This window comes from Chryseobacterium sp. KMC2, from assembly GCF_016756935.1.
Taxonomy (GTDB): Bacteria; Bacteroidota; Bacteroidia; order Flavobacteriales; family Weeksellaceae; genus Chryseobacterium; species Chryseobacterium rhizosphaerae.
In genome coordinates this window covers 115,097-139,600 of the sequence record NZ_JAESIT010000002.1, presented here as the reverse complement: position 1 = coordinate 139,600, position 24,504 = coordinate 115,097, and the positions used below count along the sequence as shown (strand labels likewise).

Here is a 24,504-nt window from a genome sequence, read left to right as displayed (position 1 = left end):
ATCTATCGTGTTAAAGCAATAATAAGCGTACCTGCCGTTAATAATGCACCAATAATCTGGAAGGTAAGAGCTCTGTTCGGGTTAGTATTGGCCTGAACCTGTTTGTTTTTATCCGGCTGTACATATAATATGTCGTTTTGCTTCATATAGTAGTACGGTGAATTTACAATATCAGATCTGCTAAGATCAACGTTCACGATCTGGTCTACTCCATCATCTCCGGTACGGATAAGCTTCACATTCGTACGATCTCCATAATCGGTCATATCTCCCGCAAGACCCAATGCCTGAAAGACATTAATCTTTTGTGAAACACTTTCTTTCTGTCCGGGATTTTTCACTTCCCCCAAAACGCTTACATTAAAATTTTTCAGAGTAATAGATACCATTGGATCTGTAAGATATCTCTTCAGACGTGATTCCAACTCCTGTTTTAGTTGTATCTGAGTCATTCCTTTAGTATATACATTTCCTAATACCGGAAAAGATATATATCCTTCCTCATTTACTAGATATTCACTAGGCTGTACATATTGATTGATTCCGGTATTTCCTTCACTACCTACTTTATTTATCGTATTAAGGTTGAAGGGCTTTACAGCTGTTTCATCAAGTGCAGCTACAAGAATCAGAAGAACATCTCCTTCCTGGATGTGTAATCCCTGGAATTTTGCTTTGGTAACTTCTTCTTCCATATTATGCCTTGACATGTATACCATATTTTGTTTCGGCTTACATGATAACAAAGTAACCGACAACAGTACCAGATACGTAATAATAGTTCTCTTCATATATTTTTTTAGTCTATTGGTGTTAACGCTCAATTTTATTTAGAATCTATGTTTATACTATAATTGGAGCGTGATACGTATTTCAATACATGATTATTAGTTTCACTTTTTTGTGAAAATTTTTAATGTATTATGTTGTTTTTAGATTAATTCTTCTCGATGCAATTTTCGTTCCGATTAAGATAATTTAGCAAAAATAATTACTTATTTTTTTGTTATTTATATATTTTTTACACTATGTTACTGATAGACTTCATATTCCGGTGTTTTATCTAAAATTTCAAATTCTGAATTGTTACTTATAAATTCCGGCACAATGATCTTCAAAATCTTGACAACCTGTAACCCATCTTTTTTTATCGCCGACCTCATAATCTGTTTACATAAAATTTCTATGTCTTCAAACTCCATCACCGGATCTTTTGATATCATGATTTTCTCATGATGGGTAGGAATAGTAGTAGAGTTATCTGTTAAGAGCTCTTCATATAGTTTTTCACCGGGTCTTAAACCAATAAAATCAATCTTAATATCAACATCCGGAGTGTATCCTGACAATTTGATCATCCTTTTTGCCAGATCCAGAATTTTAATAGGTTTCCCCATATCAAAAACATAAATTTCTCCTCCATTCCCCATTGTTCCTGCTTGAAGCACCAATTCACAAGCCTCAGGAATGGTCATAAAATAGCGAATAATATCCGGATGGGTAATGGTAACCGGGCCTCCCTTTTCAATTTGCTTTCTGAAATGCGGGATGACAGAACCATTAGAACCCAGTACATTTCCAAAACGCGTGGTAATAAATTTGGTTGTATTATCCGAAGAATCTTGCAAAGACTGCACAAAAAGCTCAGCAGCTCTTTTAGAAGCCCCCATTACATTGGTAGGGTTCACAGCCTTATCTGTAGATACCATCACAAAACGATCAACATTATATTGTCTGGATAACAACGCTAAGTTTTTAGTTCCTCCAATATTTACAAAAATAGCTTCGTGCGGATTATCTTCTATCAAAGGAACATGCTTGTATGCTGCAGCGTGATAAACTATTGAAAAACTGTAATCTTCAAATAGCTTTTCCAGTCTGTAAAGGTTGGAAATATCTGCCAGCACAAACTTGAATTTTTGATTGGGAAACCTTTCCAACAATTCAAGCTTCAGTTCATGCAAAGGTGATTCTGCCTGATCCACAACGACAATAAGTGATGAATCCAGCTGAGCAACCTGTCTTACAATTTCACTTCCAATAGACCCGGCTCCACCGGTAACCAAAATACTTTTATTATAATGACGGCTTTTCACCTCTTCACTTTCTATTTTTATCGGTGCACGGTCTAATAAATCTTCAATCTGAAGAGGACGAATTCCCCCAATAATACCTTCCTCTTTCGTGTGATTGACATTTGGGGCCTTTAATATTTTCAATCCTTTATCTAATGCTAAAGCCGTCCAATCTTCCATCTTGGGTCTGGGCATTGTTTCATTGATTAAAATCGCATCAAACTGACTTACCCAATGATCATTCCTAAGAAGGTTCTGCTTATTATAAATCTTGTGTCCAAGTAACATTGCTTTTTTAGAGTCTGGTCTGGCACTAAGAAATCCCGCTAACTGATACGCATGACCCGGATTATGAATAATAGCATTCGCTAATGATACAGATTCACCTTCTACACCTATAACAGCAATTCTTATTTTACATGGATCTTTCTTAGAATCCCTAAACATTCTAAAAAGCTGCTTGGTTACCATTCTGAAAAAGAACATCAGAAAAGTAGAAATAAAGAAAAACAAAAAAAGAACAGGATACAGGTACACTGGTTTACCCAGTATAAGTTCTGATATAAAATTTAATCCAAGCAGAACGATAAGAGTACTACCTGAAGCCCATACAATTTTAAAGAAGTCAAAAAAAGTTGAGTATCTTATAATTCCCGCATATGTTTTGAACAAAAACATAAAGAAAATATTGATCCCAATAATCACAAAAATCTTTTCATTGAAATATTCAATAAAATTAATCTTTACCTGAAGGCTTTTTAAGAACAGATATGAAATTAAAATTGAAAAAGAAAAAATCGAAATATCAATAAAAAAAACCAGCCATCTAGGTAAATACCTTAACTCTTTGATCCTGAAAACATTCCCCATATTAAAAAAATAGAACTAAAAAGCATTAAAACTTTATTTAATTCAACATTTGGTGTCTTTTTTTTTCAAAGCAAATGTAACAAATTATTATTTACATATTCAATACCATAGATCAATTTTTGTTCATAAAAAAATAAAAAAACAACTATATACTTTAAACTGAATCATATATGCTTTTAGTATTTTAAAAAATTAACAAATTTTCGGAAACTCTAAAAAAAATGTTAAAAAAAGTAGACATATCTTGTCTTTAAAATCACGAAAACAACCTAAAACACTAGAAAAACACCACTTCTAAATTTTTATTCTATGAAAACTTTTTTTAAGATTCACACAAGTTTGAAAACTTAATTATTCACAATTCGTAGGAGAAATTATAATTTAATAATGAATAAAATTTGCCATTTATTAAAAACGACCTAATCAATTTACTTATTTAACAATAAAAATTAAACGAAGCTTAAATAAAGCTTAAAAAAAAATTAAAAAAACAAATTTGATATTTTCTCGGGTCTATTTGTATGAATTTTGGCACACAAAAAAAATTTTATACAATCAATTTTGTTCAGGAAATTATAATGTAAGATCTGTTAAACTATTTTTTGCCACTCAATTCTCCGTCCAGAGATATTATTTAAGTTTTTCCAATAATGCTTTTCTTAAAAATCACATCATGCTTTAGTTTTTTCAAACCAATAAATACACTTGTAGTAGAAGGCGATTAAGGTAAGTGTAGTATATAAGTAGTATGGGTTAAAACTTAAATTTATAAAAAAAATAAAGGGTGTGAATATATTTTTATTCTACATTTGATCGTCACCAAAATTGACATTAATACATTAATTTAACAAAAACCATATCACAAACAAATATATTTTATCTTTTTAGCAATCTAAAAAATAACAATTAACTCAAAACACTGAAAATTATGAAATTACACAAGAAAATTTTGCTTGGATCATTTATTTCGATGGCAATGGTATCATGTAATACTACCAACGACAATATAGAGGAAAAAAGCCCGGAAGCACAAACTGCATTAAACGCAGGTACGTCGGCAGATTTTGCAAATACACAAATGTGTAAAGATGTTTATCTTCCCGGAGAAGGTTATATTCCAGGAACCGCCTCAAAGGGAGCGGTTGTTTCCAGTAAAAAATGGCCAAATGGAAGTGTGATCACCGTAAAGCTTACCGGAGGTACTACTAAAGTTCGCAACAAAGTAATGCAATATGCACAACAATGGTCCCAATATGCCAACATCACCTTTCAGTTTGTTACCAGCGGTACCGCACAGATTCGTGTTTCCTTTATCTCTGGTGCAGGATCTTATTCATATATAGGAAAAGACGCACTTAGTATAGCCTCTAATCAGGAAACGATGAACTTTGGTTGGTTTAATGATTCAACAACTGATACGGAGTTCAGCAGAACAACCATTCATGAATTTGGACATGCACTTGGCATGATTCATGAACACCAACATCCTTTGGCTGCTATCCCGTGGGATAAACCTAAGGTATATGCCTATTATGCAGGTGCTCCCAATTATTGGACTCAAGCTCAGGTAGATAATAATCTGTTTGCAAAATATTCAACCACTCAGACACAATATAGTGCTTATGATAAATTGTCAATTATGCACTATAGCATCAGTTCAAATTTGACTACAAACGGATTTAGTGTTGGTAATAACACAGTTTTATCAGCTACAGATAAGCAATTTATTGCAACAGTATATCCAAAAAGCTAAAGATTTGTACACCTCTGATTATACAAGGTATATTTATCTTATACATCATTCAAAATAACAAGAAAAGCACTATTACCTAATAGTGCTTTTCTTTATTATATATAGGATACAGACTATAAACTTTACTGTTATTATTTTTTATGTATTCAACTTTTTTCTCAACACAAAGATTAATTCAATAGCATTAAAATAAGTTTCACTAAAATAAAAATCGCCCTATGAGTAGGGCGATTTGTGACTGCAAAGTGTAATTTCCGAACATTTTGATAGGAGATTTAAACAAACCTACTGAATTTCATGATCCATAAATAGTTTTTAAATCCAACACAATAGCTTTGCTCTTTCAGAGATCACGGTTTATTTTACCGGAGAATACAGCTTTTTCCTTTTCAGAAAATCAATCAGTTCTTTGGGGCGGTCGGTTTGAATACTGTTGATATTATTTTTTACAAACCATTCGTAAGCATCCGGGTTTTCAAGCACTAGATCATCGTGATGTCCTGCACTTTGTTGTGGCCATAGAGAATTCACCCAAACCCTGGCTCCGCTTTTCTGAATCTCTTTAAAATTGATCATGTGACTTTCATCTGAACCTAAAGTCAATTCAAAACCATAGACTTTGTAATGGTTCATGTAGTCATTTATTTTGGCCCAGCCTTCATGATTGGCCAACCGAACAATAGGCATATAATGGATGTCATTTTTAATAGCTCTATATTTTCTATTGAATTCTTCGTAAGTTGCAGTACCTTTAAAAAGAACTTCATCAAAAAGATTTCTTTTCTTTAAAACAGGATAAACAAGATCAAAATAATCAAACGCCTTATCGAGATTGATGAATATTTCCCCTTGTGTTGTATCCAATATTTCGTCAAGAGTAGGAATCCTCATTTGTGTAGGAACGCCCAGTCCATCTTTCAGATAAAATTTTTTAATTTCTTCCAACGTATAATCGGAAGGCTTTCCTTTTCCTGTAGTCGTCCTGTCTATGGTATTATCATGCATCAAAACGAGTACACTATCTTTGGTAAGAGCCAAATCTATTTCCACCATATTAACGCCTTTTTCAATCGCCCTTTTCACAGCCATGACAGAGTTTTCCGGAGCCTCTCTCCAATCTGCCCGGTGGGCAATCACCATTATTTTATCATGAGGAAATTTTGAAAGAGAAATATGATTTTGCCCCAGAACCATTCCTGAGACGAATAACAGTGCATAAATGAATTTCTTAGTTTTCATACTTCAAGTTTTTTGATTTCAAATACCGGATCAGCTCCTCTGGTCTGTCGGTTTGAATAATATTAGCCCCTTTTCTGATTATCCAGCCCCAGTTTTCATCAGGATTATCCATCGCTTTATCATCATCATGCCCCGCACATAATTCCGGCCATAAGGCATTGATCCAGATCATCGCATGAGCATCGCGGATCAGTTTTAATAATTCATCAGCTTTCGGGCTATCATCTTTAATAATCACTTCATACGCTACAGGACTTAACATTTTAGAAAAATCCCGGATATATTCTGTAGGATTAATCACCTCATCTCTTTTATAAATACTGTAATCTTCCGGCCAAACCATAGGCATATAGATGATATGATCCAGTTTTTGTCCAACTTCTTTTTTTAATTCCGAGGCTTTTTTATTTCCCTTCAGAATAATCTGTTCTGTGGTTCCCGTTTTTTCAGTAAGTAGCCTTACCTGTTCGATAAAGTCCCAGCCTTTATCCAGATTCAGCATGATTCTTTTACCTTTAACGAAATTCAATACTTCTTCGAGCGTAGGCACTTTTTCTCTTGTAGGCATCCCTGCGCCGTTTTTAAGAAATAAAGGCTTTATCTCAGCAAGCGAAGCTTCTGAAACTTCTCCTTTCCCAGTCGTTGTACGATCTAATTTTTTATCGTGCATTACAATCAGTTGGCCGTCTTTTGTTTTCTGCAGATCTATTTCTACAATATCAACACCCAATTTCATAGCTCCTTCTATGGCTTTTACTGAATTTTCAGGATAATTCCTCCAGTCTCCTCTATGGGCAACGACCAGGATTTTATTTTCCGGAATTCTCTGTTTGAAATAATTGGTCTGTGAAAGAGCCATTTGGGCGATCAACAACCCCAGCAAAAAGCTTATTTTTTTTATATTTTGTAATGTATAATGATTCATTTTTTATTGTATTTGAAATTAATATCCCGGATTTTGTTTAATGGCCGGATCTGTATTAATCTGACTCTGAGGAACGGGCATCAGAAGATTATAGCTTTTAATTACCGCCGTATTATATCCGGGAGTATTCTGAAAATGAGCGGTCATTATAGAAATAGCTTTTCCGGTCCGAACAAGATCAAACCACCGATGACCTTCTCCTACCAGCTCCTTTCTTCTTTCCAGCGCAATCTCATCCAGCAACTGTTGTTCCCCGGACAAGTTTACAGGGGTTAATCCCGCTCTGGTTTTAATCTTATTTAAATAGAGATTGGAACTGGTGAAATTATTTGTTTTTGCATAACATTCCGCCATTAAAAGAAAGACATCTGCCAGACGAAGTACAACCGTATTACTTCCGCCATCAACGATAGCATCGGATGTTTTAACTAATTTTTTGCTGTATGGCACTCCACTCGGAGTCAGTCCTACAAAAGCATTCCTCCTCAAGTCTCCCGACGAAAAAACAGCATACACTTCTTTTGTTGGCAGATTATGTCCCTTTGCTCCCGATATAAACCCTGAAGGACTGAACATCTGATACGCCTGGCTTCCCTCCGTATTTCCGTTTAAACCTGAAGTAAACTGAACATCAAAAATGATTTCAGCATTGTTTTTATTGGAGGGATCAAATATTTTGGTCACATCCATAAGCAGACTGTATCCCAATGGCTCTATCTTTTGTAAATAAGGCAGAGCTTCCGAATATCTGTTTCTCGTCATCAGCACTTTCCCCAATATCCCAAGTGCCGCTCCTTGGGTTACCCTTCCCTTTTGAGAAGCAGTGGCGGGTAACAGATCAATGGATGCTTTAAGTTCTGTTTCAATAAAATCATAGACGGTTTCTACCGGAGTTCTTCCCTGCCCAAAATATTCATTTACATCTGTCGTTTCTTTGGTAACCAGAGGAACATCGCCGAAAATTCTTACCAAATTGAAATACATTAAGGCTCTAAGAAATTTCATTTCTCCGGTTCTGGTATTTTTCAGGGTCTGATCCATAGCTATCCCTCCTATCCTGTTTAAGACAATATTAGCTTGCTGTATTCCAACATAATGATCTTTCCAGGTACTTCCGAGCAGGGAATTATTAGGCTGAATGGTGAAAAAATCAAACTCTCCGTATGTAAAGCTATCATTGGCAGGAACCTCATCAAACGTATTATCGGATGGTATTTCCCCAATAGCCGGCATAGCCAGTTGATACTGACCGTTGTATTGCAGCGATGCATATACTGCATTCACTCCCTGTTCAAGCTGCGCTTCATCTTTATAAAAATTAGCAGTTACTTTTGTGCTTTCCGGAGATGTATTCAACAGATCTGAAGAGCAGGACTGCAATAAAAACAATCCTAATAACGGTATATATATTCTTTTCATTTTTTTAAATTTATTCATTGAAATAGGGATTAAAATTTCATATTCATCCCAAAAGAATAGACTTTTGCAATCGGATAATATCCGCTGTCATAGCCCTGGGTAAGGATGCTGTCCGAATTGGCATCCAGATTCTGCCCCCGGTAGGATGTAAATGTTAAAAGGTTATTACCTACAAAATACAGCTGTATAGACTTCACTTTCAACTTGGATACCAGCTGGTCCGGAAGATTATAAGCCAGCTTTACTGAGCGCAGCCGCACATAATCTCCGTTTTTAAAGAAAATATTGGATGTTCTCGCTTCCTTTCTGTTATTGGAAAAGTTCATATTCGGCATAGCGTAGATTCCATTGGGATTGGTTACAGGATTATATCTGTTATCAAAATAATACTGTGACGGAACTCCAAATCCTTCTCCGGATTCTGAAATACTCACCATATCTCCGTTATATATTTTCCGGCCTAATTCACTGTATAAAGTAAAATTCAGTTCAAAATTTTCATACCTGAAAGAATTGGTTAATCCTAAGACATATTTGGGAATTCCGGAACCAAAGCTTTTTTTGTCGTTCGTATCAATCTTCCCATCTTTATTCAGATCTTCCATGATGTAATCTCCTACCATAGTTCCGGAAATATGAGGCGAGTTATCAATTTCAGTCTGGGATTTATACACTCCCAAAATATTATAGCCGTACATTTCAGCAATGGACTCACCTACTTTGGTAATGGCAAAATTATTGGCTCCTGCTACAATCTGAGTTTGTCCACCAGCCAGGGCCAATACTTTATTTTTATTCATTGAAAAGCTCAGATTATTTGAATACTCAAAGCTTTCGCCTATATGAAGAGGTTTTAAGGACACCTGTATTTCCAGTCCATTATTTCTCAGCTTTCCAATATTCTGTAACGATGTGCTGTATCCTGACTGCTGCGGAACCGGCACATCCAACAATAATCCATCCCTGTTCAGCACATAATAATCTGCCGACACATTGAGATATTTATTAAAAAGTCCGAAATCAATTCCAACATTTTTAGATTCAGATTTTTCCCATGAAATATTAGGATTGGGGGCTGTGGAAGAACGGTAACCCGGTGCCAGAATTCCACCGAATACATAGTTTTCCTGAGCCATGAGTGAAAGGGCTCCAAAATTTGGGATCTGATTGTTTCCATTGCTTCCGACGCTGAATCTGAATTTCAGAGGATCCAGAATATTGTTTTTAGGAAAGAAATTTTCTTTACTTACCGTCCAACCCAATGAGACAGCATAGAAATCTCCCCATTTTGTATTAACTCCGAAACGCGAAGAACCATCTCTTCTGTAAGATGCCATAAAGCTGTATTTTCCCTGATAGGAATAGTTGAACCTTGAAAAATAAGAAATAAGAGTCCATTTATACTGATCTGCATCTACTTTAAAAGAAGTTCCACCCCCAATATTAGTGATGCTGTTATCAGGAAATCCAGCAGCCAGAGTAGTCACCTTATTAGATTCCTCCTGCTGATAAGACTGCCCTGCAATCACATTGAACGAATGGTCACCTACCTTCTTATCATAGGTCAGCAGGTTTTCGATCAGATAATTTTTCGTAATATATTCTGTCCTGCTTGCTGTGGTTACATCCGGAGCCGCCGTTCTGTAGCTTCCAACCGTTGAAGGATCAAAGAAATTGTATTCATAGCTGGTATAATCTCCACCTGCGGAAACTTTATATTTAAAGTCTTTCAGAAAATTCCATTCTCCGAATATATTCCCGAATGTTTTGAATAATGAATATCTTCTTTTCGTCATTTCTGCTATAGCTACAGGGTTTTCCACCAAAGCACCGTCAGTAGGTGTATTGGCTTTTATCTGTTGTGAAATAAGGAGGTTTCCGTTGGCATCCCGGGGAGCAAAGAAAGGATACATCGTTGTTGCCATCTGAAGAAGGTTGTAGGTACGTCCTCCATTCACCATATCAAAAAGACTTCCCTGAGCAAAAGATGGGGTCATGGAAACACCGAATTTCAGCTGATCCGACATTTGGGTCACGAGATTGATATTCCCGGAATATTTTTCGTAGTCTGTTCCGATCAGTATTCCTTTTTGATTCAGGTAACTTCCGGTAAAGGAGTATTTCGTTTTATCATTTCCGCCCAGCACATTTAATGAGATATTACTCATCGGTGCAGGCTTCAGAACCGTTGAGTACCAATCGGTGTCTGTAAGACCTTTTTCTTTGTTTAAATATGGGGTAAGATAACCGGGGATCAGCTCTCTTAAAGTAGCTCCTTTGGAAACCCTTGTGGCATTGTCATCAGCAGCACTTCTGTTGGCCCCTTTCGAAAGATAGTTGTTATCTCTGGCTTCTTTCATAAAAGTTGCCATGTCATAGGCATTAACAAACTTTTCGTTATCACTTCTGGTTTGAATTCCGTAGTAAGAGTCCAGTGTATATTCCAGCTTTCCTTTTTTTCCTTCTTTCGTTTGAATGAGAACCACACCATTTGCACCCCTGGAACCATAAATGGCCGTAGATGCAGCGTCCTTCAGAATATCAATAGTGGCAATGGAGTTGGGATCAATAGAATTCAGATTCGTACCTTCTGTTAATGGAAATCCATCCACAACGATTAAGGGATTAGCACCCGCCGTCAGAGTCCCGATTCCCCGAATTCTGATATTCGGTGATGCTCCGGGATTGGCATTGGACTGGGTGATCTGAATTCCTGTCGCTTTTCCCGCAATCATATCGCCAAAGTTGCCGGAAGCCACTCCTTTCAGGTCCTTTTCTCCTATAGAAGCAATAGATCCGGAAATATCCTTTTTATTTTGCTTTCCATATCCAATCAATACGACCTCTTCAATCTTTTTTTCCTGGTCAGGAATCGTATCATTTTTTGAAATACGGATTTTATCCGTTTTGTTTTGTGTCACAGGTTTAGCAGAAGTTCTTCTGACCGTAACGACCCTGTTCTGAATGCTGAACTCTACCGGATAGTTTTTCTGTAAATAATCCAGTGTTGTCTGTAAGGAAGTGTAATCGATCTTCCGGTCATCTACCAAAATATCCTCCAGATCGGAAACGGAATAGAATACCTGTGTTTTTGTTGTTTTGCTGAGCTTTTCCAAGACTTTCGTAATGGGCAGTTCTGCAGCAGCACAGGAAGAATGTAAGAAAGGAGGTATTCCGTGGGCATAAGATAATTGTGATGTGCACAAAAATCCCAGCACGGCAATACTAATTGCTGTTTTTTTCATAAATTCGCAAATGTTAATTTTTAAACTTTTACCGGTTTTTAAATTGAATAATCAGCATCGATACGCCAATATCGGTGCTTTTCTATTTTAATATAATCTCTTTGTCATTGATTTTTTCAGGTTTAAGATTGAACGGGAAGCTGATGACAGAAAGTACTTCATTTAAGTTTCCTGTGAATGCTCCGCTTACTTTTTTATTTCTAAACTGAGAAGGATATGATATACTGATATTATAGGTATTCTCCAGCTGATCCACCGCCTCAGAATAGGCTGAATGGTCAAAAGTAAAGTGCTTTTGTTTTTCAGGATGGTAATAGTGATAATCCTTTTTCTGTGCATCATTGATCCAGATTTCTTCAGGCAACAGATAAGTGATAGTGCTTCCGTGCGCTATTTTTACTTTTCCCTCAAATAATTCCACCTTTTTTTGTGCTGATTTCTGATCCAAAAAGAACTGAGTTCCCAAAACCTGAACATCAAACTCACCGGCATTAATTCTGAAAGGTCTCTTCTTATCCTTAGCTACATTGAACCTTCCCCGTCCCATAAAAACCATTTTCCGGTCTTTTTTACCAAAATCTTTATCTAAAACAAGTCTGCTGTAAGGGTTCAGTTCTACTTTACTTCCATCGGGCAGTTCAAATGATTTTCTACTTGCTGATGTTTCATAGACATACTTCCTCTCCGCTCCATTTGCTGAAGTCTGGCTGGCTGTTTTAAAAACGATAAAAAAAGCAAAAAAAGGAACCAGCACAGCAGCGGCCCAATAGAATTTTTTAACAGAGTTTTTCTTTTTAATCTTCGCTTCAATTCCTGTCCAGATCTTACGGTCTGTAAGATCATCCATTGTATCCTGCGTTTCGGAAGCTGATTTCCAGGTTTTTTCAAATTCTTCTTCTACACTCATGGGATATCTATTCTCGTTTGTAAAGGGTATTTACCAATAAATACGCAGGAATAGAAAATCGTAAACCCTATTTTTTAAGATTTAACAAATAGTTCATATTAGAAGGCGAAAAAGATTAGTGAAGATTAATTTTTAAAAAGCTGATCGCTTTATTGATGTGTTTTCCAATGGCGACTTTGGAAATTTTATTTTCTTTGGCTAAATGGGAATAGCTGAGTTTTTCAATTTTGTGCTGAATAAACAGTTCTTTGGTTTTCTCAGGCAGTTTATCCAGCAGAATTTCAATTTTGGATATCTGTTCTTCCATAAAGGCTTCCTCCAAAATCTCATCTTCAGTTTCCGGAATCTCATTTTGATCGGAAGAAATCAATATCATTTTATTTTTACGGTAAAAATTGGCAACTTCCTGTTTACTTGTTTTGAAAATAATAGCTTCTATTGCTGAAGAATCTGTCGTTTTGTGCGTATGTTTCCAGACATGCACAAATATATCCTGCATAATATCTTCTACATCCTCATCTCTCTGGACGTATTTTCTTACGAAGAAATAAACTTTATGTTTATATTCAGAATATATTTTTTTGAATTGCGCCATTGTGCGTCCTATAAAAATAGCACCCCAAAAGTATCCATAATAAATTCATCCTGGATTAATACTATATTAATTTTCAAAAGCTTTATGAAATACCTGCACGTTCAGTACTCCACATTTTTCACTTTTGCTTCTTTAATTTGCTTATGCTTTTGATTTTAATATTATGACCGCAGAAGGTATATTTTTCGAACACCTTGTCGAAGATTTGACCAAACCTTCAGCCAATACCACTAAACGAAATGAATTGAAGGATTTTCGTAAAAAATAGGATGTTTGATCATCTGTTGATTTTTGATGTACATACTAAGAATCCTTAAATGTATATTCATCATACACTGTATTGATCAGCTGATCAGAATTGATATTTCGTGAAAAAATAGGATAATGAAAGCGATCCAGTTTATTTAAAATACGTATAAGCTCCATCTTTTCATGATAATTGAGATTTCCAGCTACGATATGGGTGGCCTGACGAATCTTTTCCATTTGATTTTCCAGGATCAACAATCCTCTTTCAGTAATACGGATTAACTTACTGCGTTTATCCAAATCAGAATCTGTCTGTTCAATAAGCCCCTGACGTAACAGCCTGGCAATAATTAGCATACCCACAGGCTTATCATGAATATTTTTCTTAATAAGCGCCATCTTACTCATCTCACCAAAAGCCTTTAGATTAATCAGATAAATAAAGTCTTCCTGGGTAGAGAATTCCGAATCCGAGATTGCAGATTTTGAGTAGGTTTTCGCATATCGGTTAAGATGAACAAGCAATGTACTTATGGCACTTTCCGGCGTTCTTCCATTTTCCTTCCCTTCCCAATAAGGTTCTTCGGAATGGTCTTGTTGCTTATTATTATCCTTATCAGAAATCCATGCTTTAAAACCTTGAATAGTTCCCGGATACAAATCAGGACAAGCCTGGACTTCGGTTTCAAACTCCTGCAGTAAGTCTATAAAATCTTTAATAAGTGTATAATTCATATCCGTTAAATAGTTTACAAAAATACCTAATTCCTTAAAGAGTTTTGCAATATATGATCAAAACTATATTAAATAGAATTGATTAAGCTGCTCTTCACATAATACACGGATGACTTCAATCCAGCGGTCCTCATCATTCAGACAAGGTATATAGGTGAATTTTTCACCACCCGCTTCCAGAAACTGCTCTTTTCCTTCAACGGAAATTTCTTCCAGAGTTTCCAGGCAGTCTGAAACAAATGCAGGACAAACAATGGCAAGATTTTTAATTCCTTTTTGTGGAATAGTTTCTAATGTATGATCCGTATAAGGCTCTATCCATTTGTCTTTTCCTAATCTGGACTGAAAAGAAACAATAACCTTATCTTTTGATAATTCAAGCTTTCTGATCACCCGATCGGTGGTATTAAAACACTGGTGACGATAACAAAATGAATGACTGGGATTTGTATCTTTATAACAGCAATCATTCATATTACAGGTCTTTGTGGGATCTGTTTTATATATATGCCGTTCGGGAACACCATGGTAAGAAAATAATAAAGCATCAAAATCTTCCGGAAGTTTCTCCCTGATGCTTTCCGCCAAACAGTCTGTATATAAATCCCGGTTATAAAAAGGTTGTACGTAGTTGATTCTTACACCTGGAAATTTTTTCTTTCTGATCTCTTCTGCTTTTTCAATAACAGTTTCAGTGGTACTCATTGCATATTGTGGATAAAGGGGAAACAGTACAATTTCCGTGATTCCTTTTTCAACAAGATTCCTGATACCTGTCTCAATACTTGGTTCAGCATATCTCATTCCTATTTCCACAGGGATGTCTATCCGTTTTTGAAGCTTTTTCCTAATCTTTTCTGTAATAACGATCAATGGTGAACCTTCATCTGTCCACACCGTTTTATAGGCTTCGGCAGATTTTGCAGGTCTTGTTTTCAGGATAATTCCCTGAACAAGAAGTGCACGAAAGATCCAGCGGTAGTCAATTACCTTTTCATCCATTAAAAATTCATCCAGATATTCCTTTACATCTTCTACCGCAGTAGATCTCGGAGAGCCAAGATTGATTAATAAAATTCCTTTTTTAGCCAATGTTATTTATTTATTAGTGAATAGTTATATTACCGATTATTCTGCCAATGCTTCTTTGTAAGCCTTTAATGCTCTTTCTCTGGCTTTTGTATGTTCCACGATGGGTTCTTCCCTATAGTCTTCCGGAAGCCACTTTCTGATATACTGAGTATCTTTATCAAACTTTTTTGTTTGTTCATAGGGATTGAATATCCTGAAATAAGGCGCTGCATCACAACCACAGCCCGCGGCCCACTGCCAGTTTCCATTATTGGCAGCCAGGTCATAGTCCAGCAATTTTCCAGCAAAATACGCCTCTCCCCACCGCCAATCAATAAGCAGATGTTTAGTAAGGAAACTTGCCGTGATCATTCTTACCCTGTTATGCATGAATCCGGTTTCATTGAGCTGCCTCATTCCGGCATCTACAATCGGATATCCAGTTTTACCTTCACACCATGCCTTAAATTCTTTTTCATCATTCCTCCAAACAATATTCTCATATTTCTTTTTAAAACAGTGATGGACAACACTTGGGAAATGATACAGGATCTGCATGAAAAATTCTCTCCAGATCAGTTCGTTAAGCCAGACTTCATTATGTTTAACAGCATATTGTACACATTCCCGGATCGAAATGGTCCCAAAACGAAGTGCAATACCAAGATGGCTAGTACGATCCATTGCAGGAAAATCCCGGTACTCACCGTAAAAGTTTATTATATCCCTGTACAGTTTGGGTTCAGCATAATCAAGATCCGTTTTCTCAAATCCAATATCTTTCAATGAAATGATTTCTGAAGGTCCTTCATAATTTGCAAAACCATCCCTGTTAACCGGAACAATTTCTATATTTTTCAGATTCTCCTTCCACTTCTTTGAGTAGGGAGTGAAAACAGTATATGGAGAAAGGTCATTTTTCAGAATATTATTTTTCTCAAAAATGACTTGATCTTTAAAATTCCGGAATTGGATATGATGTTTTAACAATAAATCAGCTATCTGCCGGTCTCTTTGTATAGCTTCCGGCTCATAATCCCTGTTGCTAAAGACAGTGTCAATATTGAAATCCTGGATTATTTTTTTAAAGACCTCTATGGGAGTACCATAATAAACATAAAGTCCACTGTTATATTTTTTCAGATCTTTATGAATCCCCTGTAAAGCCTGATGGATATAATCTACCCTTTTGTCCCTTCTATCCTCAAGTTGATTCAGTATATCAGTATCAAAAATAAATACCGGAATAACCTTTAATCCTGAATTAAGCACATGGTAAAGCCCTATATTATCTTCCAGTCTGAGATCTCTTCTGAACCAAAAAACATTCACTTTATTCATGGTTTTATCTGTTTAAAAAATATAGATATTTGTTTTCTGTAATTGAAGCACAAATATACTAATAAATAAACTAAAAAGAATATTAATAAACTAAATTATACAATATTAAATTGACTGAATAAGTATGAGTAAAAAAAAGAATGAATATAGAGGGAAGAAAATTATGAATAGAAATGTATAATCAATAGGTCTTATCGAATTCAGATATAAATAAACTAAATATCATCCTAAAACAATAAATGCCCGGAACTTCTAGTCCCGGGCATTATTAAACTAACTTTAATTTGTTTTCTTTCTCCATTCTGCTTTCACATCTTCCGCAGCATCTTTGGTCCTTTCCCAAGCGTCATCGGCTTTATCTTTTATATCTTCCCATGCATCTGAAAAATTCGATTTTACTCTTTCCAGCCAATCTTCCTGAGTTGCTTCCTGATCATTAGCTCGTTTTTCATTGATATAATCTTTGGCTTTGTCTGCTAACTCATTGATCTTCCATTTTGCATCATCAGCTGCATTTTTTAAAGAATTTTTTGTTTGGTCTACTGCATTTTCCGCTTTGTTGTACTCTGAATTATTCATAATATAATATTTTAGTAATTGGTATATAAATAAACAATCTTCATGCCTAAAAAATAATTTTTGTGTTAAAAAAATATTAAAATCATTTTTATCAGAGGTAAATTTATCCAGTGATGGATCTATCCTCCCCTCCTGAAAAAGTAGCTATGTAGAAAATAGCTCCGTCCTGTGTCAAGTTCCTTTGTTGTTAACTCAGCCAATATTAATCTGGAAAGTAATCCATTAATTTGCTGGACTTCCTTTTTTGCGGGTATATCGAGGGGCAGCCTTTGGAGTAGTGGTTTTAGCTCCAATTGAGGGAGACAAGTAAGAAGCAGCAGTAATAGTAATGATGCTTAAAAAATTTAATATGGTTATAAATTTAATCCTATGAAAATCCTATAAATATATAATTTTAAAAAATTATTGGATAAACGTTTAACCAAATTTAATAACCATCATACTATAATGTAACAATTCGTTAACATTAAAACAACTAATCTAACGCAATTAATTGAATAACAATACATTATATTTAAATTAAAAATCCTGCGAATTTACATTATTTTCTTAAACCACCAAAAAAATACTACTATTGTTTTTTTAGTATTTTATGAAATACTTTTGCGTTTTAAACCATTAAATGAAAAGACCTTCTATAAAAGATATTGCTACATTGGCAGGAGTTTCCGTAGCCACAGTATCTTATGTTCTCAACAGAAAGGAAGGACAGCGTATCAGTGAAGAGACGCGGAAAAAAATTTTCGAAATTGCTGAAACGATTAACTATACCCCCAATAAGATAGCAAAAAGCCTTAAAACCAATAAAACGAAGCTTCTGGGACTTATCGTTGCAGATATTTCCAATGAGTTCTATTCACATATGGCGAGGAGCCTGGAAGATAGGGCTTTAAAACTCGGTTACACTCTGATCATTGGTAGTTCTGATGAAAATGCAGAAAAATTTAAAAAACTCACAGAGCTTTTTTCACAGCAACAAGTAGACGGAATGATCGTTGCTCCGGTATCCGGTTCAGAAAAAACACTTGAAAGTCTTATCCATATTAAATACCCCATTGTAACTATTGACAGGTATCTTAAAGGGGTTAGCATTCCCGGGATTACGATTGATAATCAGGAAATAGCAGAGAGTACAACCAACTTACTGATCAGTAAGAGTTTCAATAAAATAATCTATATAGGTTACAAAACTGAGCTTCCGCACCTGCTAGACCGTCAGCACGGTTTTGAAAAGGCAGTAAAATCTTCAGAAAAACCGGTTGAAGAACAATATCTTTTGGTAGGATTAGAAAATATAGCAGAAGAAGTGCATTTACAGCTGGGAAAAATGCTGGGAAAAGCACCAGAAAATACAGCACTGTATTTCTCCAGTAATAAACTTGCAGTAGCCGGTCTTTCCTATATTGTTAAAAATAGTATAAAAGTTCCGGAACAGGTATCTGTAGTAGCATTTGATGAAACTGATGCCTACGACCTTTTCCCAACGGAGATCACCTATATTCAACAGCCTATCAAAGAAATGGCTGAAGAGGCCATTAAGCTGCTGGATGGGCAGATCAGCGATTATGCCACAACTGGAAAAAGGGTTACATTATCAGCAAAACTGGTCTATAAAGCATCCTTAAAATAACCAAATTTACAGTCAATCATTTTTTTTATACACTAACTTAAACGTTTAACCTAATATGAATACAAATAAATTTAACTACGTCGTATGCTTTGGAGAGGTTCTGTGGGATATCTTCCCCTCTGGTTCCAGAGCTGGTGGTGCGCCATTTAATGTAGCCTACAATCTTTTCAAAATGGGAATTGATACCAAAATGCTTAGTAGGGTCGGAAATGATCAATTAGGACATCAGCTTCTCAGCCAAATTGATCAATGGGAAATAACAACAGATTTTATACAGGTAGATCAGGAAAGACCTACGGGAACTGTCCTTGCGAATTTCGATGAGCATGGAGAGGCTCAATATGAAATTGTAAAGGAAGTGGCCTGGGATTATATTGAGGTTCTTCCAAAACATAAAGAATTGATTCAGAATTCTAAGGCATTTGTTTTTGGAAGTTTAATCGCCAGAAACGAAGCTTCCAAAAAAACACTACTGGAACTTTTAGAACATTCAAAATTCAGGATATTTGACGTTAATTTCCGCCCTCCATTCATTGATTTTGACTTTATTAAGAGCCTATTGTACAAAGCTGATCTTGTCAAAATGAATAAAGCAGAACTTAGAACAATTCTGGAATTTCTCGGTGTAGATTATATTGATGAAGATACAAGTATCAGACATCTTCAGAATTATTTTGACCTCAATGAAATCATTCTTACCAAAGGGAGTAAGGGTGCCAGATATTTTGTAGGCAGTACGTCTTATAATTTTCCGGCAGTTCATATTGAGATTGCAGACACGGTAGGAAGTGGAGATTCGTTTCTTGCAGGGTTTCTGTCTAAAAGGATCCAGGGAACATCGCCAGAAGAGATTATGAAGCAAGCAACATCATTAGGTGCTTTTATCACTTCAAAATCTGGAGCATGCCCGGATTACACCTATGAAGAATTTAGAACATTCAGAGAAAATAACTCCTGTAAAACTTCTTAAAACAAATACTATGACTACTCCAAAATTTACAGATAAGAAATATTATATTGTCCTTTCTTTTGTTACCTCACTATTTTTCTTCTGGGCTATTGCGCTTACCATGGGTGATGTGCTTAATAAGCATTTCCAGAATGTTCTTCACATCTCAAAATCAAAATCAGGACTTGTACAGCTTTCTATTTTTGGTGCGTATGCACTCATGGGCATCCCGGCAGGTATTTTCATGAAAAGATTCGGTTATAAATCCGGTGTCATATTAGGACTTTCCCTTTTTGCCCTGGGGGCGTTTTTGTTTATTCCGGCAGCCGATACTTCTTCATTTGATTTTTTCAGATTAGCTCTTTTTGTGCTTGCCATGGGAATGGCAACGCTTGAAACCGTAGCTCATCCTTTTGTAGCTGCTTTGGGCGATGAAAGAACAAGTGATCAGAGAGTAAATTTTGCTCAGTCTTTTAATGGTTTAGGAGCTATCATTGGTCCTCTTTTGGGCGGGTATTTTATTTTTGGGACTCCAGATTCAGGATCAGGTTCTCTGGATTCTGTAAAAAACCTTTATACATGGATTGGTACCGTGATTTTGGTGATCACTATTATTTTCAGTTTCATCAGGGTACCGGAGCTCAAAGATCCTCATGCAGAAGATATCCTGATTTCAGAAAATGAAAATGGTGAAGATGTATCTGTTTCAGATCCTAATGCACCACTCTATAAACAGAGACATTTTATATTTGCTGTCATTGCCCAGTTTTTTAATATTGCTGCACAAGGTGGAACATGGGCTTATTTTATCAATTATGGGGTGGAAAAAATGCACCTTCCTGAAATACAGGCATCCTATTATTTTTCTTTGAGTATGGCCATGATGATGATTGGAAGATTTATAGGGACCTTCCTGATGAAATTCATTGCTCCCAATAAACTGCTGGCTGTCTTTACAGCATGTAATATTATTCTTTGTCTGATTGTTTCCCAGAGTTTCGGCTGGGCCTCATTTATAAGTCTTATTTTACTTAATCTGTTCCTGAGTGTTATGTACCCTACCATTTTCAGTCTCGGTCTTAAAAGATTGGGATCAAAGGTCCAGCAAGCTTCATCATTTCTGGTTATGGCGATGTTTGGAGGAGCTGTTTTCCCTCCGATCATGGGTAGAATTGCAGAAAAAGATATCGCACATGCTTATCTGCTTCCTATTGTATGCTATGTGATCATTTTATTGTTTGCATTAAAATTCTATAAGCCTAAAACCTTTAAGTAATTCCTATGAAAACAAAGATTTTATGGGTCTGGTGCATCGTACTTATATGCATCAGCAGGGAAATTAATGCCCAGATTATCATCACCAACAAGAAATTTTCGTTTGGAACAACCGGAAGAATCGGAGCGGGATATGCTCCGAATGCAGATGGAAAAACAGGAAGGCAATTAAATCTGAATAATCAGGGATCTTTAGGAGGAAGGATGGATCAGGGAGATTATGTTGACTTTTTACCTTCTTTCCATTTTAGTCCTGTGGTCAACGGTGACAGTACAAAAAGTACAAAGATCGACATGCAGGCGAGATTAAGCTTTTATTCCGGAGGAACTTTTCTTGGAAATGTAGATTCAAAATCTAATCAGGGGATGATTATAGCCCTACCGGAAGCATTTGTAGAGGCAAGGAACATTATGGGAACCGATTGGGATATATGGGCAGGATCAAGATGGCTGAGATATGACGACATCCACATTGCAGATTATTTTTATTTTGATGACCACTCAGCAACCGGCTGGGGAATAAGACACAAGAACACCCGGTTTTCTATGTTTTTTCCTGCAGCTATTGATACCGCAGCCAGTAATTCCACTCCATATTCTTATACCAATGTTATCAGTGGATCCAAAAACCTGATCTACAGACAGAGAGAGGTATTTGTTCTGGAACAGACATTTCCTTTTAAAAATTCAGGGCATAAGCTGAAGCTACTTGCAGAATTCCATCATGTAGAAAAATCAGGAGAAAATTCCATAGAGCAATATCCATCTGATCGAGGCTGGGTTTTCGGAGCTAAATTAAATACCAATTTCACTACAGCAATTCCTGGTTCATTCAATCAGTTTTCCGTGAGGTACGGAACCGGAATTGCCAATGGCGGAGACAACGGAAATACGCAGACCTGGAGGACCTACGGAGCACCTGATGATCTAACCAAAACATATAAAGGAGCTTATTCTCTTACAATCGTTGAGCATTTCCTTTGGAATATTTCAAATCGATGGTCGCTTAATCCCTACGCCGTTTTCACCAAAAGTAAAGGGGGATCAACCAGTAAGGATAAGGCTCCAGACTATTATAACCGTGAAATTTTCAATAAAAAAACAGAATTTAATACGGGAATAAGAGCTACATACTATATTAACAACTGGCTCCATATCCTTTCTGAATTCCATTATGCTTCCAGAAAAAACGGAACGCAGGATGCCGTATCGATGATGAAGCTGGTTCTGGCCCCTACCATTGTTCCTACCGCAGAAAGAAGTGTCTGGGCAAGACCCCATATCCGTTTTATTGCAGAAGTATCCAGATATAATGATCAGGCTATGAATAGTCTTTATTCTCCATTTTTACAGCAGTCAGGAGCAAAAAGATTCGGGACTTATTTCGGAATACGAACAGAATGGTGGATTTTTTAAAAGTAAATAAAGAAAATATGATGAATATAAAATTAGGGGCCTCCCTACTCTCCTGGATCACTCCGTTATGGAATGCAGAATCAGGAAAATATGCTATAGAAAGAACCGCAAAGACCGGGTTTGATCTCATCGAAATACTGCTGCCAGGTTCAATGGATTTTGATGCTGCCACGGTAAAAAAACAGCTCAAAGAAAATCATCTGGAAGCCGTATGCTCATTAAACCTTCCAAAAGATGCTCATATTGCGTTTTATCCCGAAACCGCAGAAAAACTCATCAAAAAAGCAATCGATAAAGTTGATGAACTGGAAACTCACCTTTTGGCCGGGGTGTTACATAGCGGAATAGGAGTATTTACGGGAAAGCCACTCACAAAAAACGAAAAAGAAATCATCACCGAAGTATGGTGCAATGTAGCAGACTATGCCCAAACCAGAAATATAGATATCGCCATAGAACCTATTAACCGCTATGAATCCTATGTTTGCAATACGGCAGAGAATGTCCTGGACCTTATTAACGGGACAGGAAAAGATAATCTCTTTCTTCACCTTGATACTTTCCATATGAATATTGAGGAAAACAATTTTTATGATCCGATTATCAATTCCGGAAAAAGGCTGAAACACATCCATGTTACGGAATCTCACCGCGGTATGTTGGGAGAAGGAAATGTAAATTGGGAAGCGTTTTTCTCTGCGTTGAAAGAAATCAATTTTGAAGGGAATCTGGTTCTTGAAAATTTCAGTTCCTCGGTTCCGGGAATGCAGGAAAAGGTTTCACTATGGCAGCAATCCCCTTACAATGCACAGGAACTTGCCGAAGGAAGCCTTGCCTTTTTAAAGAAACATATGGAAAAATAAGCATGAATTCACTTACGCATTTTCGGCTATTATCTCAATAGCCGTTTTGTATTGGAAAATCAGTAAACAGCTCATTACAAGTAAAAAATACCTCTCTGCTCAAAGTCTCCTGACTTTGAGCTGCGGAAGTACAATTTTAGGTAAAAAACAAACTTTAGATTTTGTCAAAAAATGTAATACTGTAAACCTGTATAAATTTTATTTATTTTTCTCAAGCCATTCAATAATTTTGAGAGCAACACCATTTGATGATTGAAAATTTTGTCCGGTAATAATTCGGCCATCCTGTTCAACATGAGATACATTTCCTTTTGAAAATTTAAAAGTTCCTCCTCTTTGTTCTATTGTCTTCTGAATTAAGAATGGAAAATGCTTAAAATATTCGCCATCTTGTTTTTCAAAAGAATCAGGATAACCACTTATTGTCTTTCCCTGAACTAAGAATTTACCATTTTTAGTTCTTAAGTTGACAATACCCGCTGTTCCGTGGCATACCGAAGAGATAATACCCTTGTTATCTTCATATACCTGCATCGCAATACGTTGAATCTCTGAATTTTCAGGAACATCATACATAGCACTTCCACCGCCAATATAATGGACTGCTTTGTAGTTTTTATAATCAATTTGTTTAGGGTTCAACGTATATTTTATGGCGTACATAAAGTCTTGATTATATAAATATTGTTTTTGCAAACTATCGGAGGTATTGATATAAGCTAAAGGAATATCACCGCCTTTCGGACTTACAAAATCAACAGTATATCCTGAATTGACAAAAGTATCATAAGCGTTTACGATTTCGGCAAAACTATTTCCCGTTGAAATTGCAGATTTTCCATAATAATGAGCATTGGAAACAATGAATAGTATTTTTTTACCGGTTTTATTGCTGGCTTTACTGCTTGCTGATTTGCTGATTATTTTCCATTTACCGTCAATTTTCTTTAACAAGAACATATCCATAAATTCCTGTTTTTTTTCAGGAATAAGAATCTCGGCTTTTGCAACAGCAATATCATTAAAGTATTCTATAGAGATAATTTTCCCTATACGCCCGTTAAATTCTCCTTTTTTTCCTTTTTGAAACCAGTTAACATATTCTGAAACGGGAACAATCCATAAAGGTTTTTCTTTGTGACTTAGAAAAAGATTGGCTTCAGCATAAAAAGCCTCACTAATACGGTCTGGCTCATTATAAGATGTACCATTAATATAGTTTTGAATACAATTCTCAATGAGAGATTGTTCCGATTGTGCAAAGCACCCATTTGATAGGAGTACCAATAAAATTGCGAAAAAGATTTTTTCCATAAACTTTGGATTTTAATGATTTAAAAAACGTTCCGCAAAAATATATTGCTTCCC

General features: G+C 36.0%; 19 protein-coding genes. 6 read left to right on the top strand and 13 right to left on the bottom strand.

Features of this window, described 5'->3' with window-relative positions; all coding sequences use genetic code 11:
* Positions 1–2: 2 nt before the first annotated feature.
* Together JML65_RS03105 and JML65_RS03100 are read right to left on the bottom strand one after the other, a co-directional pair.
* A complete protein-coding gene (locus tag JML65_RS03105; protein ID WP_047485952.1) occupies positions 3–791 on the bottom strand; it encodes a polysaccharide biosynthesis/export family protein in 789 nt (262 codons plus the stop codon).
* Between the two features lie 240 nt (positions 792–1,031).
* The gene (locus JML65_RS03100) at positions 1,032–2,945 is read right to left on the bottom strand and encodes a nucleoside-diphosphate sugar epimerase/dehydratase (RefSeq protein WP_202269872.1); all 1,914 of its coding nucleotides are present in this window, start codon (positions 2,943–2,945) and stop codon (positions 1,032–1,034) included.
* A 928-nt stretch (positions 2,946–3,873) separates the two neighbouring features.
* Between JML65_RS03100 and JML65_RS03095 the strand changes: the two genes are divergently transcribed.
* Positions 3,874–4,698, top strand: coding sequence for a M12 family metallopeptidase (locus JML65_RS03095; protein WP_202269871.1), 825 nt, complete (start codon positions 3,874–3,876; stop codon positions 4,696–4,698).
* A gap of 357 nt (positions 4,699–5,055) precedes the next feature.
* On the opposite strand, the gene JML65_RS03090 is transcribed toward JML65_RS03095, so the two are convergent.
* From JML65_RS03090 to JML65_RS03045, 10 genes are all read right to left on the bottom strand, one after another.
* The gene (locus JML65_RS03090) at positions 5,056–5,937 is read right to left on the bottom strand and encodes a glycerophosphodiester phosphodiesterase family protein (RefSeq protein WP_202269870.1); all 882 of its coding nucleotides are present in this window, start codon (positions 5,935–5,937) and stop codon (positions 5,056–5,058) included.
* Entirely contained in the window at positions 5,927–6,862 is a 936-nt protein-coding gene (locus tag JML65_RS03085; RefSeq protein WP_202269869.1) for a glycerophosphodiester phosphodiesterase family protein, read from the bottom strand. Before JML65_RS03085 ends, JML65_RS03090 begins: the two co-directional genes overlap by 11 nt.
* Before the next feature lie 18 nt (positions 6,863–6,880).
* Positions 6,881–8,281 carry a RagB/SusD family nutrient uptake outer membrane protein gene (locus JML65_RS03080; protein ID WP_237390771.1) on the bottom strand — a complete coding sequence of 467 codons (1,401 nt, stop codon included), beginning with the start codon at positions 8,279–8,281 and terminating at the stop codon, positions 6,881–6,883.
* A gap of 29 nt (positions 8,282–8,310) precedes the next feature.
* Positions 8,311–11,526, bottom strand: coding sequence for a SusC/RagA family TonB-linked outer membrane protein (locus JML65_RS03075; RefSeq protein ID WP_202269867.1), 3,216 nt, complete (start codon positions 11,524–11,526; stop codon positions 8,311–8,313).
* 82 nt (positions 11,527–11,608) lie between these two features.
* Entirely contained in the window at positions 11,609–12,433 is an 825-nt protein-coding gene (locus tag JML65_RS03070) for a FecR family protein (RefSeq protein ID WP_202269866.1), read from the bottom strand.
* 115 nt (positions 12,434–12,548) lie between these two features.
* Entirely contained in the window at positions 12,549–13,028 is a 480-nt protein-coding gene (locus JML65_RS03065) for an RNA polymerase sigma factor (RefSeq protein WP_202269865.1), read from the bottom strand.
* Between the two features lie 303 nt (positions 13,029–13,331).
* Positions 13,332–14,012, bottom strand: a complete 681-nt coding sequence (locus tag JML65_RS03060; protein WP_084087641.1) for a MarR family winged helix-turn-helix transcriptional regulator — start codon at positions 14,010–14,012, stop codon at positions 13,332–13,334.
* Between the two features lie 63 nt (positions 14,013–14,075).
* Positions 14,076–15,104, bottom strand: coding sequence for a ferrochelatase (gene hemH / locus JML65_RS03055; RefSeq protein WP_202269864.1), 1,029 nt, complete (start codon positions 15,102–15,104; stop codon positions 14,076–14,078).
* 36 nt (positions 15,105–15,140) lie between these two features.
* Positions 15,141–16,424 carry a cryptochrome/photolyase family protein gene (locus tag JML65_RS03050; RefSeq protein WP_202269863.1) on the bottom strand — a complete coding sequence of 428 codons (1,284 nt, stop codon included), beginning with the start codon at positions 16,422–16,424 and terminating at the stop codon, positions 15,141–15,143.
* Positions 16,425–16,703: 279 nt separating this feature from the next.
* Positions 16,704–17,003 (bottom strand): hypothetical protein, encoded by a 300-nt coding sequence (locus JML65_RS03045; RefSeq protein ID WP_202269862.1) that lies wholly within the window; start codon positions 17,001–17,003, stop codon positions 16,704–16,706.
* 622 nt (positions 17,004–17,625) lie between these two features.
* Here JML65_RS03045 and JML65_RS03040 point away from each other — a divergent pair.
* The 5 genes from JML65_RS03040 to JML65_RS03020 are packed head-to-tail and all read left to right on the top strand — an operon-like array spanning position 17,626 to position 23,136.
* Positions 17,626–18,633, top strand: a complete 1,008-nt coding sequence (locus tag JML65_RS03040) for a LacI family DNA-binding transcriptional regulator (RefSeq protein ID WP_202269861.1) — start codon at positions 17,626–17,628, stop codon at positions 18,631–18,633.
* 55 nt (positions 18,634–18,688) lie between these two features.
* Entirely contained in the window at positions 18,689–19,603 is a 915-nt protein-coding gene (locus tag JML65_RS03035; RefSeq protein WP_047485984.1) for a carbohydrate kinase family protein, read from the top strand.
* Positions 19,554–20,858: a sugar MFS transporter gene (locus JML65_RS03030; RefSeq protein ID WP_237390770.1), complete on the top strand. Its 1,305-nt coding sequence runs from the start codon at positions 19,554–19,556 to the stop codon at positions 20,856–20,858. Before JML65_RS03035 ends, JML65_RS03030 begins: the two co-directional genes overlap by 50 nt.
* 5 nt (positions 20,859–20,863) lie before the next feature.
* Positions 20,864–22,273, top strand: a complete 1,410-nt coding sequence (locus JML65_RS03025; protein WP_202269860.1) for a carbohydrate porin — start codon at positions 20,864–20,866, stop codon at positions 22,271–22,273.
* 17 nt (positions 22,274–22,290) lie between these two features.
* Complete coding sequence (locus JML65_RS03020) at positions 22,291–23,136, top strand: sugar phosphate isomerase/epimerase family protein (RefSeq protein ID WP_237390769.1); 846 nt, start codon at positions 22,291–22,293, stop codon at positions 23,134–23,136.
* A 198-nt stretch (positions 23,137–23,334) separates the two neighbouring features.
* Here JML65_RS03020 and JML65_RS03015 read toward each other — a convergent pair whose 3' ends face one another.
* Positions 23,335–24,450 carry a nuclear transport factor 2 family protein gene (locus JML65_RS03015; RefSeq protein ID WP_202269859.1) on the bottom strand — a complete coding sequence of 372 codons (1,116 nt, stop codon included), beginning with the start codon at positions 24,448–24,450 and terminating at the stop codon, positions 23,335–23,337.
* Positions 24,451–24,504 lie beyond the last annotated feature (54 nt).

Bases quoted from the DNA above. Each gene is read 5' to 3' on its own strand.
- JML65_RS03105 (WP_047485952.1), bottom strand. From the start codon at position 791: ATGAAGAGAACTATTATTACGTATCTGGTACTGTTGTCGGTTACTTTG.
- JML65_RS03100 (WP_202269872.1), bottom strand. From the start codon at position 2,945: ATGGGGAATGTTTTCAGGATCAAAGAGTTAAGGTATTTACCTAGATGG.
- JML65_RS03095 (WP_202269871.1), top strand. From the start codon at position 3,874: ATGAAATTACACAAGAAAATTTTGCTTGGATCATTTATTTCGATGGCA.
- JML65_RS03090 (WP_202269870.1), bottom strand. From the start codon at position 5,937: ATGAAAACTAAGAAATTCATTTATGCACTGTTATTCGTCTCAGGAATG.
- JML65_RS03085 (WP_202269869.1), bottom strand. From the start codon at position 6,862: ATGAATCATTATACATTACAAAATATAAAAAAAATAAGCTTTTTGCTG.
- JML65_RS03080 (WP_237390771.1), bottom strand. From the start codon at position 8,281: ATGAAAAGAATATATATACCGTTATTAGGATTGTTTTTATTGCAGTCC.
- JML65_RS03075 (WP_202269867.1), bottom strand. From the start codon at position 11,526: ATGAAAAAAACAGCAATTAGTATTGCCGTGCTGGGATTTTTGTGCACA.
- JML65_RS03070 (WP_202269866.1), bottom strand. From the start codon at position 12,433: ATGAGTGTAGAAGAAGAATTTGAAAAAACCTGGAAATCAGCTTCCGAA.
- JML65_RS03065 (WP_202269865.1), bottom strand. From the start codon at position 13,028: ATGGCGCAATTCAAAAAAATATATTCTGAATATAAACATAAAGTTTAT.
- JML65_RS03060 (WP_084087641.1), bottom strand. From the start codon at position 14,012: ATGAATTATACACTTATTAAAGATTTTATAGACTTACTGCAGGAGTTT.
- JML65_RS03050 (WP_202269863.1), bottom strand. From the start codon at position 16,424: ATGAATAAAGTGAATGTTTTTTGGTTCAGAAGAGATCTCAGACTGGAA.
- JML65_RS03045 (WP_202269862.1), bottom strand. From the start codon at position 17,003: ATGAATAATTCAGAGTACAACAAAGCGGAAAATGCAGTAGACCAAACA.
- JML65_RS03040 (WP_202269861.1), top strand. From the start codon at position 17,626: ATGAAAAGACCTTCTATAAAAGATATTGCTACATTGGCAGGAGTTTCC.
- JML65_RS03035 (WP_047485984.1), top strand. From the start codon at position 18,689: ATGAATACAAATAAATTTAACTACGTCGTATGCTTTGGAGAGGTTCTG.
- JML65_RS03030 (WP_237390770.1), top strand. From the start codon at position 19,554: ATGAAGAATTTAGAACATTCAGAGAAAATAACTCCTGTAAAACTTCTT.
- JML65_RS03025 (WP_202269860.1), top strand. From the start codon at position 20,864: ATGAAAACAAAGATTTTATGGGTCTGGTGCATCGTACTTATATGCATC.
- JML65_RS03020 (WP_237390769.1), top strand. From the start codon at position 22,291: ATGATGAATATAAAATTAGGGGCCTCCCTACTCTCCTGGATCACTCCG.
- JML65_RS03015 (WP_202269859.1), bottom strand. From the start codon at position 24,450: ATGGAAAAAATCTTTTTCGCAATTTTATTGGTACTCCTATCAAATGGG.